Annotated in this window: 16 protein-coding genes; 3 read left to right on the forward strand and 13 right to left on the reverse strand. The window is 45.8% G+C overall.

Annotated features, from left to right (window positions below):
• Positions 1-64: 64 nt before the first annotated feature.
• On the reverse strand, positions 65-1,396 hold the full coding sequence (locus GJB61_RS22045; protein ID WP_154121190.1) for a PhoH family protein: 1,332 nt from the start codon (positions 1,394-1,396) through the stop codon (positions 65-67).
• Between the two features lie 106 nt (positions 1,397-1,502).
• Between GJB61_RS22045 and GJB61_RS22050 the strand changes: the two genes are divergently transcribed.
• Positions 1,503-2,078 carry a YhcN/YlaJ family sporulation lipoprotein gene (locus GJB61_RS22050; RefSeq protein WP_154121191.1) on the forward strand — a complete coding sequence of 192 codons (576 nt, stop codon included), beginning with the start codon at positions 1,503-1,505 and terminating at the stop codon, positions 2,076-2,078.
• A 38-nt stretch (positions 2,079-2,116) separates the two neighbouring features.
• Here GJB61_RS22050 and GJB61_RS22055 read toward each other — a convergent pair whose 3' ends face one another.
• The 6 genes from GJB61_RS22055 to GJB61_RS22080 form a co-directional block, all read right to left on the reverse strand.
• Entirely contained in the window at positions 2,117-2,569 is a 453-nt protein-coding gene (locus GJB61_RS22055) for a pyridoxamine 5'-phosphate oxidase family protein (RefSeq protein ID WP_154121192.1), read from the reverse strand.
• 98 nt (positions 2,570-2,667) lie between these two features.
• Complete coding sequence (locus tag GJB61_RS22060) at positions 2,668-3,762, reverse strand: LCP family protein (protein ID WP_154121193.1); 1,095 nt, start codon at positions 3,760-3,762, stop codon at positions 2,668-2,670.
• Between the two features lie 92 nt (positions 3,763-3,854).
• Complete coding sequence (locus tag GJB61_RS22065; RefSeq protein WP_154121194.1) at positions 3,855-4,151, reverse strand: YlaH-like family protein; 297 nt, start codon at positions 4,149-4,151, stop codon at positions 3,855-3,857.
• Positions 4,152-4,306: 155 nt separating this feature from the next.
• Positions 4,307-6,148 carry a translational GTPase TypA gene (gene typA, locus GJB61_RS22070; RefSeq protein WP_154121195.1) on the reverse strand — a complete coding sequence of 614 codons (1,842 nt, stop codon included), beginning with the start codon at positions 6,146-6,148 and terminating at the stop codon, positions 4,307-4,309.
• A gap of 186 nt (positions 6,149-6,334) precedes the next feature.
• Positions 6,335-6,847, reverse strand: a complete 513-nt coding sequence (locus GJB61_RS22075) for a hypothetical protein (protein WP_154121196.1) — start codon at positions 6,845-6,847, stop codon at positions 6,335-6,337.
• 176 nt (positions 6,848-7,023) lie between these two features.
• Positions 7,024-7,683, reverse strand: coding sequence for a TerC family protein (locus GJB61_RS22080; RefSeq protein WP_154121197.1), 660 nt, complete (start codon positions 7,681-7,683; stop codon positions 7,024-7,026).
• Between the two features lie 169 nt (positions 7,684-7,852).
• Here GJB61_RS22080 and GJB61_RS22085 point away from each other — a divergent pair, with 169 nt between their 5' ends.
• The gene (locus tag GJB61_RS22085; RefSeq protein ID WP_154121198.1) at positions 7,853-8,548 is read left to right on the forward strand and encodes a TerC family protein; all 696 of its coding nucleotides are present in this window, start codon (positions 7,853-7,855) and stop codon (positions 8,546-8,548) included.
• A 6-nt stretch (positions 8,549-8,554) separates the two neighbouring features.
• Here the strand turns inward: GJB61_RS22085 and thiI are convergent, their stop codons facing one another.
• The 6 genes from thiI to GJB61_RS22115 form a co-directional block, all read right to left on the reverse strand.
• Positions 8,555-9,841, reverse strand: a complete 1,287-nt coding sequence (thiI, locus tag GJB61_RS22090; protein WP_154121199.1) for a tRNA uracil 4-sulfurtransferase ThiI — start codon at positions 9,839-9,841, stop codon at positions 8,555-8,557.
• 3 nt (positions 9,842-9,844) lie between these two features.
• Positions 9,845-10,996, reverse strand: coding sequence for a cysteine desulfurase family protein (locus GJB61_RS22095; RefSeq protein ID WP_154121200.1), 1,152 nt, complete (start codon positions 10,994-10,996; stop codon positions 9,845-9,847).
• A 204-nt stretch (positions 10,997-11,200) separates the two neighbouring features.
• Complete coding sequence (locus GJB61_RS22100; protein ID WP_154121201.1) at positions 11,201-11,911, reverse strand: lytic transglycosylase domain-containing protein; 711 nt, start codon at positions 11,909-11,911, stop codon at positions 11,201-11,203.
• Between the two features lie 155 nt (positions 11,912-12,066).
• The gene (locus tag GJB61_RS22105) at positions 12,067-12,477 is read right to left on the reverse strand and encodes a hypothetical protein (RefSeq protein ID WP_154121202.1); all 411 of its coding nucleotides are present in this window, start codon (positions 12,475-12,477) and stop codon (positions 12,067-12,069) included.
• A gap of 10 nt (positions 12,478-12,487) precedes the next feature.
• Positions 12,488-12,706: a DUF1540 domain-containing protein gene (locus GJB61_RS22110; RefSeq protein WP_154121203.1), complete on the reverse strand. Its 219-nt coding sequence runs from the start codon at positions 12,704-12,706 to the stop codon at positions 12,488-12,490.
• Between the two features lie 158 nt (positions 12,707-12,864).
• Positions 12,865-13,362, reverse strand: a complete 498-nt coding sequence (locus tag GJB61_RS22115) for a YpuI family protein (RefSeq protein ID WP_154121204.1) — start codon at positions 13,360-13,362, stop codon at positions 12,865-12,867.
• Between the two features lie 229 nt (positions 13,363-13,591).
• Here GJB61_RS22115 and GJB61_RS22120 point away from each other — a divergent pair, with 229 nt between their 5' ends.
• Entirely contained in the window at positions 13,592-15,481 is a 1,890-nt protein-coding gene (locus GJB61_RS22120) for a S8 family peptidase (RefSeq protein WP_154121205.1), read from the forward strand.

The raw sequence follows: 15,481 nt of genomic DNA on the forward strand, positions 1-15,481 counted from the left end.
TTACGATTAAAGCCGAATCAAGAAAATCCTAAGTTCAACTTATATAGCTAAATAATTAGAAAGTTTACAACAGATCTGCTGCCAGCTGGGCCAGATGGGAACGTTCGCCTTTTTCAAGGGTGATATGTCCGCTAACCCCCTGTTGTTTGAACTTCTCTACGATGTAGCTAAGCCCATTGCTCGCAGCATCCAGGTAAGGATGGTCGATCTGCTCAGGATCACCTACGAGGATAACCTTGCTTCCTTCCCCCGCTCTGGAGACGATCGTCTTCACCTCATGACGAGAGAGATTCTGTGCCTCATCAATGATAATGAACTGCGCCGGTATCGAACGTCCACGAATATAGGTCAACGCTTCTACCTGAATACTGCCCATGCCCATTAATATTTTATCAATATCACCGGATTTCTTGGTATCGAACAGAAACTCCAGATTATCATAGATAGGCTGCATCCATGGACGCAGTTTCTCGTCTTTCTCACCAGGTAAATAACCAATATCCTTGCCCATTGGCACAACTGGGCGGGCGATGAGAAGCTTTTTGTATTTATGTTCATCTTCAACCTTTAAGAGTCCTGCAGCAAGTGCCAGCAAGGTTTTGCCTGTACCTGCCTTACCTGTAATGGTCACTAATGGAATATCGTCATTCAGAAGCAACTCCAACGCCATTCGCTGCTGAGCATTGCGAGCACTGATCCCCCACACTGCATCATTTCCGAAATAGAGCGGCTCCAGACGGGATGCATCACTGTTCACTTTGAGCAGAGCCGACTTGCCCGTACCGATCTCATCCTTGAGTATCACAAACTCATGCGGATACAACGGATACGATAAAGACAACTGCTTAACGGATAAGGAGCGATGACTGTAATATTCATCTATTAACGAAGGATGAACCAGCAGGGACTGATAGCCGCTATACAGCTCGTTCAGATCGCCCGTCCGATCAGACAAATAGTCCTCTGGTGTAATACCCAGCACATCTGCCTTGACACGGACAAGCACATCTTTGCTAACCAGCACCACTGGACGTGGATCATCCTTCTCATTCTCTTCATTCAAATAATTGAGCGCTACGGCTAAAATCCGGTTGTCATTGGACACCTCGCCGAACATCTCCTGTACTTTTTGGAAGCTGCGATGGTTGAGCTCAACCTTTAGCTTGCCTCCATGCTCCAGTTCCACACCGCTATGCAGGTGGCCTTTCTCCCGAAGTCCGTCTAACAAGCGGGACACAGTACGGGCGTTGCGGCCGATTTCATCGGCATTGCGTTTCTTGGAGTCGATTTCTTCCAGCACTACGGCCGGAATGACAACTTCATGCTCCTTGAAGGAAAAAATCGAATTGGGATCGTGTAACAGCACGTTGGTGTCTAGTACAAATATCTTTGTCAAGTTATCCCCTCCACAGCGCCTGGTTTGATTGATCATACATAACTCTATCCGCCACGGGTAAAGATATACTACAGAACTGATCTTTGGCAGAAAGGAGTACGCACATATGAGAAAATCAATGTGTCTGTTGCTGGTACTGCTGCTGCTAACAAGCTGCGGTATCGCTAAAAAAGAGACATCACCCTCTCCTCAGGATAAACAATCTGCAAAAGCTGCAAGCAATAAGGGAAATCACGAAGTGCGAAAGTTATCCAACGACGGAGCAACAATCCCACAAGCCACCTCAACTGCCGGACAATCTTCAGACGTTAAGAACAAAAGCGAAGTTGCACTTAAAGATCATTTGGAGCGGCTAGCTAAAAGAGTCCCCGGTGTTAACGGAGCACACTGTGTCGTGATGAATAAGGTTGCCGTTGTCGGCATTGATGTAGATGGTGCACTTAGCCGATCGCGTGTCGGAAGCATCAAATATACAGTAGCAGAGGCAATCCGCAAGGACCCGAGAAGCGTAAGAGCACTCGTAACCGCCGATATGGACCTCTCCAGCAGACTAGCGGAGATGAGCCGCCATATTTCCAAGGGACAGCCTGTATCAGGCTTTGCCGCAGAAATGGCTGATATCATTGGCCGGATCATTCCTCAACTACCGGAGGATACCAAACCGCAAGGAAACGCACAGTAGCATAGGATTAGGTAAAAAAAAGCCCAGTGATATCCTCACTAGGCTTTTTTCATTGCAGCAAATACTTGTCCGTCCAGCTTCTCAGCTGCACGTTGGTCGTACACTTTCGCATATCGTGGGGCGGACTCCAGCTGCGCGCCGTAAAAAAGCGCGTTGCGCACCGCTTCAATTTCAATATCAAAACAGCACATTTTAAAGGGAACATCTAACAATGGATCCTGTCTTACGGCAGCACGACCGTTAATTGCATGGACAGTACCTTCACCAAACACAGTGATGGTAACCTGAGGATTAACCTTCATGTTGTTCACAAGTCTGGAACGATGGTCGACCGTCAGACGTACGATAGAAGGACTCACTGCATAAATCCAAGAAATTGCTGTGGATGTAGGACCGCCTGTTTCCGCATCAACGGTGTTTAAAAGAACAAAGGTTTCCGACTGCAACATCGATAGCAAGGTTTCATTGAGCTGAGCAACGGCTTCGGACATAAGTACAGGCCCCCTATGCGGCATGAGTGCATTCAATTTATTATATTATAGCACAGGTTGAAACTTGCATTCAATTTTATAGGCAAGCGCACTTTGTTTCAGGGGCTCTCTGACGAGTTCGATACGGCAGGAGAAGTAAGGCCTGCTATTCTGTCTTGAAGGCTTTTCTTCGCCGCCTCAAGCTCTTCTTCGTTAATGTATACATAAGGACTGCGCCATGTTCCTGTCACTGGTTTAAACTCCACATTGTCCTTGGAAATCTTCCAGTAGGTGGCGATCATGTCCTTAAGCTGTGCATTTTCGATATCCGTCTTCATATTATCATCCACTGCGTCAAGAACGCTACCAATTTTCATCACACCACGAACAGACTGCATCCCATCGATTAACGAGTTCAACACTTCATTCTGGCGTTTGTTTCGATCAAAATCATCAGAGGCCTTCGTCTTGGGATTACAATTAGATTTACGGTAACGAACGTAATCAAGCGCGTTATCACCATCCAGCTCAGCAGGACCCTTTTTCAGATTGATATTGGTACCATCTACACTATCCGTATAACACATATCTTCACTTATGTTAACACTGACATCGCCCAGTTCATCAACAACGTCACGAAAACCTTGAAAATCAAGTATGGTTACATAATCAACCTTAATGTCCAAATACTTACCCATCATGGTCTTCATTTCATCCACAGCCAAAATACCCGAGGTTTTCTCCTTGCTCTTGAAGCGCGAATAGAACTCGTTGATCTTGGTCTTCTTATAACCACTCAGCTCAACGTAGGTGTCCCGAGGAAGTGATACAATGGTTGCTGATTTAGTCTCTGGATTGAGCGTAGCTACCATAATTACATCCGTTAATTGGGATGCATGCTTGGGCCGATTGTCAGTTCCGAGCAGCAGTATCGTCAATGGCTTCACGGAGGCCGACTGTCCAGCTGCGACAGGTTCAGAGATGCCGGTATCAAATAACCCATGATTGAGTTTCCAATAGAGATAACCTCCATAACACAGCGCTGCAAGGATCACTACAATTATCAGCAACAATAATGTCCTTCCCAATCTGGCGAAGAATCCCCGCTTCTTTCTCTTAGCCTTTGACTTGCTCCCTCGATTAATAGGCTGCTTTCTAGGGTTTGCTTGTTGTCCATTCGATCTTGGCGGTAAACTGCTGTTGCGTGTATTCATAATGGAATAAAGTCCTTTTCATTTCAATTGGAATTAGATTCTAAATCATCTATACCTTAAATAGACGAGCTTAAGAGTACAAAAGTTGCGAATTAAGGCCTTTTTGCTGCAGCTGCAGCTTTTCTTCTCTGACGGGCTTCCATGAAATAGCGCACCCGTACAAGCAGCATTAAACCAACTGCAACCAGCAAACACTGGATAATGGGCAGCTTGTCGTGCTGGAAAATGAGGAGCATGCCAGATCCCAGCGCCATCATAATATAGAGGACAATTTCTTTGCCGATGGGCAGCTTTTGGTTAACACGGAATACCTGATTATAAACATAAGTAAGCAATATAAAAATAACTATATAGGCGATAACAGAATGCGCTGCGAACCAAATCTGCATAGCTCAGTCACTCCTCCCAAGTTTAAGATACGCTTACATTATAACATCAGCCGTAGCTTAAATCCGCAAAACGAGCGTAAAAAAGTTAAAATTCAAAATATAAAAGAGCCGTCGGATTTTAATATCCGGCGGCTCTTTAGAGTAGCTAATTTAGCTTACAAACCGGCTTTCGCCCCTTTAGACTGCTTCTGTACACGTTCGCGTTCGCTCTTGTTCAAAATCTTTTTGCGCAAACGAATGGATTTAGGTGTGATTTCACAATATTCATCATCATTCAAATATTCAAGTGCACCTTCCAAAGAGAAGGTACGTGGTGTCTTCATTTTTACAGTATCATCCTTACCTGAGGTACGCATGTTGGTAAGTTGTTTTTCTCTACAGATGTTAACGATAATATCGTTATCACGGGTATGCTCGCCTACGATCATACCTTCATAAATTTCTGCACCTGCATCCATGAAGAGAATACCACGATCCTCAACACCCACTATTCCATATTGAGTTGTTGATCCAGTCTCACTTGCTACAAGTACACCTTGACGACGTCCGCCAATTTGACCAGCAACCATTGGAGCGTAGCTGTCAAAAGCATGGTTCATAACGCCGTAACCGCGTGTCAAAGTCAAGAAGTAAGTGTTGTAACCAATCAAACCACGTGCAGGAATCAGGAACTCCAGACGTGCTTGACCCGTACCGTTGTTAATCATGTTGACCATATCGGCTTTACGGCTACCCAGACTTTCCATAACAGCGCCCATGCTTTCTTCTGGAATATCAATCATTAGACGCTCAAGCGGCTCCATTTTGACGCCGTCGATATTTTTGATGATTACTTGTGGTTTAGAAACTTGCATTTCATAACCTTCACGACGCATATTCTCGATCAGAATACCAAGGTGAAGCTCACCGCGTCCAGAAACGATAAATGAATCAGGACTATCAGTTTCGTCCACACGCAAACTCACATCCGTCTCAAGTTCTTTAAAGAGACGCTCACGAAGTTTACGGGAAGTTACCCATTTACCTTCCCTACCAGCAAAAGGACTGTTATTCACAAGGAACGTCATTTGCATCGTTGGCTCGTCAATCTTCAGAACAGGAAGTGCTTCAGGATGCCCAGGGTCAGCAATGGTCTCACCAATGTTGATGTCCTTGATACCTGCGATAGCAACGATATCGCCTGCGCCAGCTTGTTCTGTTTCTATACGTTTCAAACCTTGGAATCCGAACAATTTCTCAATACGTGCGGTCTTGCTCGTACCATCACGCATAATTACGGTTACGGATTGGCCTTGTTTGATAACACCGCGGTTAACACGTCCTATCGCAATACGACCCAAGTAATCGTTGTAATCCATTAACGTTACAAGGAACTGAAGTGGGTCTTCTACACTTTCGGTTGGAGCTGGAATATGCTCAACAATCGTTTCATAAAGGGCAAGCATCGTTTCATCCTGTTTCTCAGGATCCAGGCTTGATGTGCCATTGATTGCAGATGCATATACAATCGGGAATTCTAACTGGTCGTCACTCGCTTCCAGTTCGATGAACAGATCCAGAACCTCATCGATGACTTCCTTCGGACGGGCAGCATCACGGTCAATCTTGTTCACGACAACGATAGGTATCAGGTGCTGCTCCAGTGCTTTGCGCAGAACGAACTTCGTTTGCGGCATGCAACCTTCATAAGCATCAACGACCAACAACACGCCGTCAACCATCTTCATAATCCGTTCAACTTCGCCACCAAAATCGGCATGGCCTGGAGTATCCACAATGTTAATTAGGAACTCTTTATAGGTAATGGCTGTATTTTTAGCTAGGATGGTAATTCCGCGTTCCCGCTCCAGATCGTTAGAATCCATGGCGCGTTCCTGCAAGTGCTCGTGCGCACTAAAAATTCCCGACTGCTGCAGAAGCTGATCGACTAGTGTCGTTTTGCCGTGGTCAACGTGAGCAATGATCGCAATGTTGCGAATATCTTTTCTTGAATGCATGATTTGTATCCAAATCCTCTCATTTATCAAATTAAAAATGTTTAAATTTATAGCATGTCTCGGCAGTCTCACAAAAGAAGCGCCAGGCAGAAAGCCGACGCTTCAACATATCCTTAATATTATAGTGAAAGCACTATGAAAAGCAAGTCTTTTTATGAAAAAAGCTCTTTCCAACTCCGATTAATTTTACCAGCCTTTGTTCCACTTGTTCCGGCCCCTTGATTTTCCCCGTCCGGTAATCAGCCAAATGCCCGCAGCAATCAAAACGGCACCTAACACATATAACGCTCCAGTGCCTAGCAGACTGAATACGAACAACACCAAGCTTAACAAGCCCAATATAAATGCAGATACAGATAAACCGCTTATCCGTCTTGATGCGTAAAGTGAATATTCATACAAGCCAACAGCTATGCCTAACAGCAGCAATGGCCACAAATGCTTCATCAATCCCCAGCCCCACATATTGCAAAGACCGAACAAAACGCCGTATACAGTTAAAATTCCAGCCGGGATCAGCACTGTTGCCGAAGCACGACGGCTAAAAAATAACACATGCAGGAGCAAGCCAGGGAGTAGAATCACGAGTGGCCAGAGAGCACGCCCTAAGAATCCGAACACTCCAAGCTTGCCAAATAAAATCACGATGCCGGCGGCGGCAATGAGCACACCCAGTTTAATGTCATTTTTGGAAGACATCTCTCACCCATCCCTTCAAGATTCATGTCTTTTCAACAGGATTCAGTTTATATTTTATATGAAAAGTAAAGAAAACACCATCATTCTCCTCATAGGTAGTTCCAGAAAGATATGCTGCCACACATAACAATAAACGGACACTCCCTGAGGAGTGTCCGTTTATTTATTCCGTATCATTAACCTGCAGTTCTACCGAAGCGTTTCGTGGCACCAGTTATAACTACAATTACTCCTAGTGCAACAGGCAGCATGGAATGGGACGAAGGAAATAGAACGGACAGCATGCCCCCAAATTTGCCATCCTGAAGCAGCATATCACCGGCTGTGTAAGCCAGAATGTAGGCTCCGATATAGACTAGAAGCGGAAAACGATGCAGCCAACCTACAATGATGCCACTTCCCCATACCACAATTGGGATGCTAAGTGCGATCCCGACCACAATCAAGGCCAGATCTCCCTTAGCTAATCCTGCAATAGCCAGCACATTGTCCAGACTCATAATAAAATCGGCCACAAGAATCGTACGGATCGACTTCCAAAGGGTAGAGCCCTCTTCAACCCTGAGCTCTTCTTCGTCTTCAAGCAGCAATCTGAACGAAATCCACAGCAGTAGCAGCCCACCACAAGCCTCTATGTAAGGAATTTTGAGCAGCAATACCGCAGCAAAAGTAAGCAAACATCGTAAAACTACAGCTCCTGCAGCTCCCCACCACACCGCTCTCTTCCGGTACTTCTCCGGAAGGTTCTTGCTGGCCAGAGCAATGACCATAGCGTTATCACCGCTCAGCACTAGATTAATCATCAATATTTCACCAAGCAGCAATATTGAATCCATGTCCCTTACCTCCCCGAACTACATGTACTACATGTATGTTCGAAGTTGACAAGCTATGCTTCCTGTACAACTTATTTTAGTTATAGAAGAATGTCAGGCACAATTTTCGCGTATATCAAACTAAGCAGATCTTAGAGCATTGCTACCAAAACAATAGGAGTGACTAAGCTTGAGCACATCCGTATGGGAGTTTATATTATCACTGCTGAATATTGTCTTTCTCGATCTCATTCTGGCAGGTGACAATGCGATCGTCATCGGTCTTGCCGCACGGAATCTAGCGGCTGATACACAGAAAAATGCTGTCCTATTAGGTACTGCCGGGGCTGTCACTCTAAGGATCATCGCCACTATTCTAGTTGTTTGGCTGCTCAAAGTGCCTTGGCTTCTGCTGGCGGGTGGTTTTTTGCTCATGATCATCGCTTACAAGCTGTTGACAGACCAAAATAATGAAGCGGATATCAAGGCTGAAGGGAACCTATGGTCAGCCGTTCGAACGATAATCATTGCGGATGCCGCAATGGGTCTTGACAATGTCATTGCGGTTGCTGGTGCTGCTAAACATAATATCACTCTAGTCGTGCTGGGGTTGTTGATCAGCGTTCCGATTGTGGTCTGGGGCAGCACACTTTTCATTAAGCTGATCAACAAATTCCCCTGGATTATTTATATAGGTTCTGCCGTATTGGGCTTTACAGCCTCCAGTATGATTGCGGAGGAGGAGCGGATAGAGCCTTTTTTTGAACAATATCCCATTCTACGTTATTTGTTCATAGCTGCGGTAATCGCTGGGATCTTGGCTGCAGGACTTCACAAACGCCATTCGGGACATAACAAGACCCCAACTGGCGGAATAGTAAGCTGAAGTAATTTAGAACCATTCTTCCTGTAATCCTGCTTGGACATTAACTACATCCTTAGGCAACTCGTTTCCGTATGGAGTAATCCGTACGGTCTCGGTAGCTTGAACAGCCGCAGCAAGCAATTCGGAGTAACCTGGCAGCGTAGCTTCAATCTTGTCCACAATCCGCAAGTTGGGATTCGTTGTTGGCGATTTTGGCACGAATAAGGTGCAGCAATCCTCGTAGGGCAGAATGGACAAGTCGTAGGTGCCAATTTTTTTGGACAGCTCGATGATATCGTTCTTATCCATCATGACCAGTGGACGCAGCAGAGGAAGCACCGTAGCACGACCAATCACATTCAGGCTAGGAAGTGTCTGGCTAGCCACTTGTCCCAGGCTATCGCCTGTTACGATCGCCAACGCACCTTCGCGTTCAGCAAGCTGTGTGGCAATTCTCAGCATAGCCCGCCGCATCAGCGTAATAATAAGATTATCCTGTCCGATACCGGTAAATGCTGTCTGCACCTCTGTAAATGGAACCAAATGCAACTTAATTCCCCCTGCATAACGAGACAGCACCCGTGTAAGATCCACGACTTTCTGCCGAGCAAGCTCACTCGTATATGGAAAGCTGTAGAAATGCACGCATTCCACTTCCAGTCCCCGGCGCATCGAAGACCAACCGGCTACCGGACTGTCAATGCCCCCGGATAGAAGTAGCATCGCCTTACCATTGGTTCCAAGAGGGAATCCGCCGATGCCAGCAATATTCTCACAGAAAATATACGTATGCTCCTTACGGATTTCGACTTTCATCTCCAACTGAGGGGATTTCACATCAACGATAAGTCCAGGGTAGCCCTGCAACAGCGGAGTGGCTACGAGATTATTCATTTCAAGTGATCCATGTGGGAAGCCCTTCCATACCCGGCGGGCTTTAACCTTGAAGGTAGTTCCAGGTACAGGAGCAATAATATTCAGAAAGTGGCGGCTAACAGACAAAATTCCCTCTAGCTCCGATGGGGATACCTTAACTGGGCTAATGGAGGCGATGCCGAATACATTTTTCAGTCCCTCAACCAATTCAACAGCAGGCTCGCCGTTCAACTGGACATAAATTCTGCCGAACTCTTTGGTCAGTTCAACATTAGGGTAAGGTTTAACTATTTCCTTCACATGGCGCAGCACTGTTTTCTCGAAACGGGAGCGGTTTTTACCTTTCAACATAAACTCTCCGAAACGCAATAACAGCATATCGGCGTAATTGATACTCTTGCCTTCACCAGTAACGGCTTCAGACTCTATGTCTCTCATAAGTTACTTCATGCCTCCTTCTACAATCTTTAAAGCTTGCACAGCCGTCATTATGGCTTGCTCCAATGCCGTGACATCTGCCTCGGTATGAATATCCCCTAAGCTAATCCGTATCCCTCCCGATGCGGCAGAGACATCCCTACTCATGGATAATAAGACCCGACTCGGCTCCGCCAGCAGTGAGGAACAGGCCGACTGGGTAGATACCGCCATTCCCAGCTCCTCTAGCTTACGAGCCATAACCTCGCCCTTCATTCCGGGATAAGAGAAATGCACGATATGAGGGGCTCCATCCTCATTGCTGTTTAGCAGAAATTCAGGGATACCGCGTAAAAAATGAAGCAACCGATCTCTTAAAGGAGTAAGCCTATCAGCGAATGCTTCTCGCTGCTCACCACTCATTCGCACGGCTTTGGCAGCTGCAACGATCGCTGGCACATTCTCTGTCCCGGCACGCAGTCCATCCTCATGGGAGCCTCCCGTCAGCAATGGTGATAACATAACCCCTTCTTTTACATACAGAAGACCGACACCTCGAGGACCGCGAATTTTGTGGGGGGACAAGCTGTAGAGATCAGCCTTCCATTCCTTTAGTGAAACCGACAGTTTGCCATACCCCTGAACTCCATCTACATGAAATAAAACACGTGAATTCAAAGACTTAATCAAATTGCCAATCTCTCGCAGCGGCTGTATAGTTCCAACCTCATTATTAACATGCATGACGCTGACGAGCACAGTATCACGGCGGACCGCTGCAGCCACACGGTCAGGATCAACAATCCCAGTCCGTTCCGGTTTGATAAACGAAATTTCCCAGCCTCTTTTTTGCAGCTGCAAACAGCTCTCGTACACAGAAGGATGCTCCATTTCTGTAGTGACAATGTGCCGCCCTCTTCCCTCGTACTGCAGAGCAGCACCTTTTATAGCCAGGTTGTTGCTCTCCGTGGCTCCAGAGGTGAAGAGAAGTTCTTCGGGCTTAACAGCTAGTGCAGCAGCGCAAACTTCACGAGAACGTCGGATCAATTTCCCAGCCTCTACTCCTGCACGATGTAGTGAAGAAGGGTTGGCATAATGTAATTTCATTATTTGCTCCATCGTCTGCACCACCTCTTCATATGGTGGCGTAGCCGCAGCATAATCCCAATAAAGCATATATAGACGATCTCCTTTGTCTTGATCTATTACGGCAAGAAGAAACGGCTTCGCCGTCCTATTAGGGACGGTATCCGTTTCTTCGAGAAATATAAGCATAATATATCGTGTGAAACATTTATACTCTTATCTTTGGAAAAAGGACCAAACAGGCTCCTGCGGCCACTAACGCGGCCATGGATTGTTCCCATTTGATCCTTTGTATTATACCGCGTATTCGGCGCGGGCGCGTTCAATTTTGGCAATATAGGCTTGTGTTTCTTTTGGAAGCTGTGATAAATTCGCCATCAACTCCTGATCATTGCTCACACCAAGCTTCAATACACGTCCAGGACCAGCATTATACGCTGCTAGAGCCATCTTCTCCTGACCGTCAAATCGCTTGAGCTGATAGGATAAATAACGAACACCGCCATCTATGCTTTGAGCAGGATCAAACGGATCAGAAACACCCAGTCCATTCGCAGTTCCATCCATCAGCTGCATCAATCCTTTGGCTCCTGCCGATGAGACAACATTCGGATTAAAGGAGGATTCCGTATCTATTACCGCCTTGATGAGATCGACCGGCACCCCATATTTGGCGCTGGCTGTCTGAATTAGATCTTCATAATGACTTGGCTTCGTGTCCAGTATTTCCCCGGAAATGTTATCTAATGAGCTTTCACCCGTGCCACTCAACCGCTGCCACAATAGAGGGCTAGTTGAGGATACATCTGTGAGAGAGGTTAATGAGTTTGTAATATCACTGCTGACTGATTGCGAAGACATGTCATTCAGTAGTGCAGCAAATTGGGAAGACGATGATCCCGATATTTGAGCATCCTTATCCGAGCTGTTCTTTACAGATGCAGTCTTCAAATTCACCCATTTCAGCTCTCCACGTCCATTAGCCAAAGCCGGATTGATCTCCATGCTGGCAAATCCCCTCTTCCTGTTGAATCTATATCCTTTAATATTACAATTTATTCAAGAGTATTGCTAGATCAATGAATTAAAAAACAGACTTCAGACCCGTATATTCAGGTCTTAAAGCCTGTTTTTTATAGTACAACCAATTGGCTAGTTGTCTATCGAGCGAAAGGTATCATAACGAAATAGCTAAGTGTAGCCACTATTCCCAGACCCATTGCCCATGCGCCAGCGGTTTTTTGTCCTTTGGCATAGGCGTAATAACCGACAACAGCAGCTATGGGGCCCATAACTATAGACCAGATAAATAATGATGCAATCCCAAGGGCAAGACCGACATAACCTGTCATCCGGCTTGCAGTTCCCACCTCTTTACGTTCGCTACTTTCTGTCGCTTCACTGGCTGCCGGACTGCGAACATGCATAGGAAGTGGACTAACTTCAGCTGCATATTCTTCATTATGCTCTCTGTCCTGACGGGGATAATCTACTCTCCGGGGGCGAAGAATAATTTTTTTCGGGTCAGAAGAGCTCTGTGTTCTCTTGGATTTTCCTTTTCGTGTGTCCATGGGCGGCCTCCTAAGAGTTCGGCTTGAACGTCAAACAACAGGTTGCAGATGATGTCACCGCATGATCGTGATGGTTACGGCCAGTCATTTCTTCAGCAAATTCTTCCTTAAAGCCGCTGCCTGCATGCTTATCGATCTCAATAATAATCTCATCTGCTTTGCATAAATTCTGTTCTCCCCAATAATTGCAGTTGCTTACGCTGCACTTCACTAATGTTTTTGGAGTCATTATTATCACCTCGGCTTCATTATGTCCGACCGATTTCTTCTCTATGCCACAGTAGTATTTCCAGTTGATGTTAGGAAACAAAAAAAAGGATTAGTCCCCGTCATATTTAAATGACAAGTCCTAATCCTTCACTCTTCATTTCTCTAATGCATTTAATCCTATACCTGATTTTGCATACGTTTCTCAGTTAAATAATCATTTTCGTAATAATTGAGGTCGTCACGCAGCTCTTCATACGATTTGGTGATTTCAAGAATAATATCGCGCGCAGGACGCACTGGTTTCTTGCGGAAACGGATCGCATCCTGCCCTGTATAGGCATAACGTCCATCTTCGGAATAGCTTTCATTCTTGGGATAAAAGAAATTATTAACACCATAATGATATACATTATAAAGCGCTCTCTGCGCAAAGGATTCATCGAATGTAGCACGACGCAACGCTACGCCGAGCTTCTCGTAAGACATCTCCGAGAAAACCAGCAAATGGCGAAGATCGGACAGGTAGCCCTGATAAAACTGCAGTTCCTCTTCATTTGGCTCCGTTACAAGCTGCGGCAGCGCATGCTGATTCAGAAAAAGTTCCATTTTTCCAATTGCAAATTTTAGCTTTTCTCTTGTAGTTTCGCACAATTTCTGCACATTAGTTGCTGACATGGCGATTGCTCCCCCTTATTATTCCCTGCTCTTGTAGTCAATTCACGATCAATGGAATTCATTCCTTATATACCGCATTCTTGCAATAATAGAAAGCGAATTCAGGAAAGTTATACTAATCTGATATTATCATAAAACACTGGACGACGGTACCCTTTTCTGCAATGCATAAAATAGGCTCTCTCTTCTCAACCTACCAATATTAAAATGCCATGGAGGAGCGGAAAATATGTCACGTAAAAATTTAACTGTCGCCGGTCTGATTACCGCAGCATTCACGGTAGTGCTGCTAACCTTTGCACTTCGGCCTGCTGAAAATGTCTCGCAGAGAGAAGCTGCTGCCGTGCCTAATCCCCCCCAGGAAAAAACATTGAAGAAAACTGCGTTGGTTCAGGATGTCAGCGCTACCGACCATTTGAATAAAGTTGATGTTAGCAAGCATTTAAGAACGATGCTTACCGAAACCCATGGAGCCTCCCCTCAGGATATTGCAGTGTATGCAAAACGCTTGCAGCAGGGGCACGGGCATATCACCATGCTGATGTGGATCGATTTTCGCGCTCATACCACTAAGACCTTTCAATCTTCTCTTCCAGAAGGAACCGATCAGGAGAATAAGCTGCTGCTAAAGTATCTAAAAACGGCAAAAGCTGCTCTAAAGGGGCATCAATCGTATGAATCTCCTACTTTTAGTATCGGCAAGAACAAATATTACTTTATGGCTCAACGCGACAAAACAGGAAATATTGGTGTGATCGCCCTTATTAACCAGAAGGTTCTGGACCGTGTTGCTGAGCATCAACTCAAGAATCTGCGTCTGATCCCTTATCCCAAGGAAGGTAAGTACCGCGTGGAATCGGTTCATACCGATACTCTTAGCGATATCACCGTTAAGACAGGTCATGATAATGAAAATGCCAGTCATTATTACGAGAATGAAATCGTCGTTCGGTTCCAAAATGGTCATCCAACGAAAGGACAGTTGCAGACGATCGTCGCAGATATTCACTGCAAGCAGCCACGCAAGCTGGGTTATGCTTACATTTTCCGTTCCGAAGAGAAGAATTATAGCCAGCTTAAGACTTATTTCGTTAACAAGTGGCACCCAGCGTATACAGAACCTCACTATATGTATTTAACCAATGATACAACGAACGAAAAACCAGTAGGGACTGTCACTCCAAATGACCTGCTATTCTCCACCTATCAATGGAATTTACCGGCCATTGAGACGGAACTGGGCTGGAATTTGTCCAAAGGAAGTAAAGAGGTTATTGTGGCCGTTGTGGATACAGGGGTGCAGGCGAGTCATCCGGATTTGCAGGGAAAACTTCTTACTGGCTATAACGCCATCACGAAAGGATCAACGCCAGATGACGATGTTGGGCACGGTACTCACGTGTCAGGAATCATCGGGGCTTTGGTCAATAACAACGAAGGCGTAGCAGGGATTAGCTGGTACAATAAAATACTTCCAGTTAAGGCCCTTGATAACTCGGGGGCTGGCACCACATACTCTGTGGCGGAGGGGATCATATGGGCTGCAGATAACAAAGCGAAGGTAATCAACCTCAGTCTGGGCAATTATGCTGACTCACAGTTTCTACATGACGCAATAAAATATGCATACGACCGCGATGTCGTCATCGTCTCTGCTGCCGGCAATGATAACACGGAGCGTCCCGGTTATCCGGCTGCCTATCCAGAGGTTCTAGCGGTTGCCGCAACCAATGCTTCCTTGGAAAAAGCCTCTTTCTCCAACTACGGAGATTATATTGATGTCGCAGCACCCGGGGATAGTATAGCCAGTACGTATCCGGAAAGCCAGTATGCAGCTCTGTCCGGCACATCCATGTCAAGCCCACATGTAGCAGCACTGGCTGGTTTAGTACGTTCTCTGAACCCGGATTTGACCAATAAAGAGGTCATGGAGCTTATGACCAAAAATGCTGTCGATCTCGGTGATCCAGGTCATGATAAATATTACGGCTGGGGTCAGATAGATGTATTAAAAACACTTCAAGCCGCTAGCGGCAGTCCCGTTCCGCTGCAGCTATGGCCACAGCATGTCCGCCTGCAGTTGAATCAATTGAAGCAGAGACTGGAAAATAATTTTTGA

Origin of the sequence: Paenibacillus monticola, assembly GCF_009664975.1 — a bacterium.
Lineage (GTDB): Bacteria > Bacillota > Bacilli > Paenibacillales > Paenibacillaceae > Paenibacillus_AQ > Paenibacillus_AQ monticola.

Coding starts and splice junctions, on each gene's coding strand:
- GJB61_RS22050 (WP_154121191.1), top strand. CDS start 1,503: ATGAGAAAATCAATGTGTCTGTTGCTGGTACTGCTGCTGCTAACAAGC.
- GJB61_RS22055 (WP_154121192.1), bottom strand. CDS start 2,569: ATGTCCGAAGCCGTTGCTCAGCTCAATGAAACCTTGCTATCGATGTTG.
- GJB61_RS22060 (WP_154121193.1), bottom strand. CDS start 3,762: ATGAATACACGCAACAGCAGTTTACCGCCAAGATCGAATGGACAACAA.
- GJB61_RS22065 (WP_154121194.1), bottom strand. CDS start 4,151: ATGCAGATTTGGTTCGCAGCGCATTCTGTTATCGCCTATATAGTTATT.
- typA (WP_154121195.1), bottom strand. CDS start 6,148: ATGCATTCAAGAAAAGATATTCGCAACATTGCGATCATTGCTCACGTT.
- GJB61_RS22075 (WP_154121196.1), bottom strand. CDS start 6,847: ATGTCTTCCAAAAATGACATTAAACTGGGTGTGCTCATTGCCGCCGCC.
- GJB61_RS22080 (WP_154121197.1), bottom strand. CDS start 7,683: ATGGATTCAATATTGCTGCTTGGTGAAATATTGATGATTAATCTAGTG.
- thiI (WP_154121199.1), bottom strand. CDS start 9,841: ATGAGAGACATAGAGTCTGAAGCCGTTACTGGTGAAGGCAAGAGTATC.
- GJB61_RS22095 (WP_154121200.1), bottom strand. CDS start 10,996: ATGCTTTATTGGGATTATGCTGCGGCTACGCCACCATATGAAGAGGTG.
- GJB61_RS22100 (WP_154121201.1), bottom strand. CDS start 11,911: ATGGAGATCAATCCGGCTTTGGCTAATGGACGTGGAGAGCTGAAATGG.
- GJB61_RS22105 (WP_154121202.1), bottom strand. CDS start 12,477: ATGGACACACGAAAAGGAAAATCCAAGAGAACACAGAGCTCTTCTGAC.
- GJB61_RS22110 (WP_154121203.1), bottom strand. CDS start 12,706: ATGACTCCAAAAACATTAGTGAAGTGCAGCGTAAGCAACTGCAATTAT.
- GJB61_RS22115 (WP_154121204.1), bottom strand. CDS start 13,362: ATGTCAGCAACTAATGTGCAGAAATTGTGCGAAACTACAAGAGAAAAG.
- GJB61_RS22120 (WP_154121205.1), top strand. CDS start 13,592: ATGTCACGTAAAAATTTAACTGTCGCCGGTCTGATTACCGCAGCATTC.